Here is a 2,659-nt window from a genome sequence, read left to right on the forward strand (position 1 = left end):
CGCAGACGCTGCTCCGGGACGCCGTCGCGAAGGCCCCCCGGAACCAGGACCTGCAGTTCGTCCTGGGCACCCTGCTGGAGCGCCAGGGCGACGTGCCCGGGGCGCTCTCGCGCATGCGGGCGGTGCTGGCGCTGAAGCCGGACCACGCCGCGGCCATGAACTTCATGGGCTACGTGATGGCCCAGCGGGGCAGGGACCTGGACGAGGCCGAGCGGCTGGTGCGCCGCGCGCTGGCGCTCAAGCCGGACAACGCGGCCTACATCGATTCACTGGGGTGGGTGTACTTCCAGCGCGGCGACGCGAAGAAGGCCGTGGAGCTTTTGGAGCGCGCGGTGGACCTGTCCCCGGACGAGCCCCCCATCCTGGAGCACCTGGGGGATGCCTACCTCAAGGCGGGCCGCGCCCCGGACGCCGTCCGGGTCTGGAAGCGCGCGCTGGAGGTGCTGACGCTGGAGCCGGAGGCCGCCGAGCCGGCGGATCAGCGCATCACCCTGGAGCGCAAGTTGAAGGCGCTACCCTCGACCGCGCAGGGCCGCTAAGGTCCCGGGCTCATGGCCCGCCACGACGAAGGCTTCTTCACCGGGAAGGACAACACCCGGCTGTTCTGGACGCTGGACCTGCCGGACTCAGGCCCCCGCGCGCACGTCGCCATCGTCCATGGCTACGGCGACCACATCGGCCGCTACCGCCCCGTCATCGACGCGCTGGTGGCGGACGGCTTCGCCGTGCACGGGTTCGACTACCGGGGCCACGGCCGCGCGGACGGCCGGCGCGCCTACGCCGCGAAGTGGACGGAGTTCCTGGATGACCTGGATGGCTTCTGGCAGCGCGTGCGCAAGGCCGCGGGCGACCAGAAGATCTTCCTCCTGGCCCACAGCCACGGCGGCCTGATGGCCGCGCACGCCCTCACCGGGCGGCTGGAGGGCCTGTCCGGTGCCATCCTCTCCGCGCCCTACCTCAAGCTGGCCATCAGCCCCCCCGCCGCGAAGGTGCTGGCCGCGCGCATGGTGGGCTCCCTGGTGCCGTGGATGAAGGTCCCCTCGGGCCTGGCCCCGGACATGCTCAGCACCGACCCGGAAATCCAGAAGGCAGTCACCGCGGACCCGCTGTACGTGCCCTTCGCCACGCCCCGCTGGTTCGTGGAGTCCACGGCCGCCCAGGCGCAGACGTTGGGCCTGGCGCCGAAGATTCAAGTGCCGCTGTTCGTGCTGTGCGGCCAGGAGGACGGGGTGGCGCTGCCGGCGGCGGCGCGGGCCTTCTTCGAGGCGGCGGGGACGGCGGACAAGAAGTTCAAGGAGTACCCCGGCATGCGGCACGAGCCGCTCAACGAGCGGGACCGCGCGACGGTGTTCCAGGACATCTCCGGCTGGATCTCCGCGCATCTCTGACATAATCAGGTCGCCCCGCTCCCACTGGAGCAGGCGCTGGCGAGGATCACCTCATGGCACAGGGTGAAACGGGCATCATTGGCAAGGGCATCGTCATCAGGGGCAACCTCACGGGCGGTGGGGACCTGGTCATCGAAGGGCGTGTGGAGGGGCAGATCGCCCTGAAGAACCACCTCACCATCGAAGGCACCGGCAAGGTCCAGGCGGACATCCGCGCCGAGGAACTGACCATCAACGGCGAGGCGAGCGGCAACATCGACGCTTCCACGCGCGTGGCCATCAACGCCTCGGCGAAGGTGGCGGGCGACATCAAGGCCCCGCGGGTCGTCATCGAGGACGGAGCGGTGTTCAACGGCTCCATCGAGATGGACGTGAAGTTGCCGGACGACATCTAGCATCCACCGGGGGCCGTCCCACGGCTCCCCCCAGGCGCACAGCTTCGAGAAGGCGGACAACACTCATGGCGAATACGGTCATTGGTTCGAGCATCGTCATCGACGGGGAGATTTCCGGTGACGAGGACCTGGTCATCCAGGGCACCGTGAAGGGGAAGATCTCCCTCAAGGAGAGCCTCTACGTGGAGGGCTCGGGCGTCGTCGAGGCGGACATCGAGACGCAGAACGTGGAGATCGCCGGCCGCGTGACGGGCAACATCGTCGCCAGCGACAAGGTCGAGCTGAAGACGGACTGCCGCGTGGTGGGCGACATCAAGGCCCCGCGCATCCTCATCGCCGACGGTGCCTCCTTCAAGGGCAACGTCGACATGGACATGAAGGAGCGCTGATCCGTGGCCACCGCCAAGGAGCTTGCAGGCAACACCGTCGACAACACCGTGGTGGGGCCCTCCATCCTCATCAGCGGTCGGCTCACGGGTGACGAGGACCTCACGGTCCGCGGCCGCGTCGAGGGTGAGCTGACCCTCAGCCGCACCCTCATCGTGGAGCCGTCCGGCGTGGTGAAGGCCAACGTGGCGGTGAAGAACGCCATCGTCAGCGGCGTGGTGGTGGGCAACATCAACGCCACCGAGAGCGTGGAGCTCACCCGCGAGGGCCGCATGGTGGGCGACATCCGCGCCCCGCGCGTCATCATCGTGGACGGGGCCAGCTTCCGCGGCCGCGTGGACATGGGCGACGTGGAACCGGGCCGGCTGCCGTCCGAGCGCCCCGCCGTGGCCCGCCCCCAGGCGGTGACGCGTCCCACGGTGCGTCCGGGCGCCACCCCGCCGCGTCCTCCGACGCCGCCGGCCGCTCCGCCGCGCGCCGCCCCGACGC

The 2,659-nt window shown here is 70.1% G+C and carries 5 protein-coding genes; all 5 read left to right on the top strand.

Annotated elements, in window-relative coordinates:
• The coding region (locus D7X55_RS38235) for a tetratricopeptide repeat protein (RefSeq protein ID WP_121725614.1) at positions 1-539 on the top strand (539 nt) is incomplete at its 5' end.
• 12 nt (positions 540-551) lie between these two features.
• Positions 552-1,388: an alpha/beta hydrolase gene (locus D7X55_RS38240; protein ID WP_120546696.1), complete on the top strand. Its 837-nt coding sequence runs from the start codon at positions 552-554 to the stop codon at positions 1,386-1,388.
• A 53-nt stretch (positions 1,389-1,441) separates the two neighbouring features.
• Positions 1,442-1,783: a bactofilin BacN gene (gene bacN, locus D7X55_RS38245; RefSeq protein ID WP_120537550.1), complete on the top strand. Its 342-nt coding sequence runs from the start codon at positions 1,442-1,444 to the stop codon at positions 1,781-1,783.
• A 65-nt stretch (positions 1,784-1,848) separates the two neighbouring features.
• Positions 1,849-2,172 (top strand): polymer-forming cytoskeletal protein, encoded by a 324-nt coding sequence (locus D7X55_RS38250; protein ID WP_002636698.1) that lies wholly within the window; start codon positions 1,849-1,851, stop codon positions 2,170-2,172.
• 3 nt (positions 2,173-2,175) lie between these two features.
• The coding region (gene bacP / locus D7X55_RS38255) for a bactofilin BacP (RefSeq protein ID WP_233610323.1) at positions 2,176-2,659 on the top strand (484 nt) is incomplete at its 3' end.

Source organism: Corallococcus sp. AB049A (assembly GCF_003668885.1).
Classification (GTDB): Bacteria; Myxococcota; Myxococcia; order Myxococcales; family Myxococcaceae; genus Corallococcus; species Corallococcus interemptor.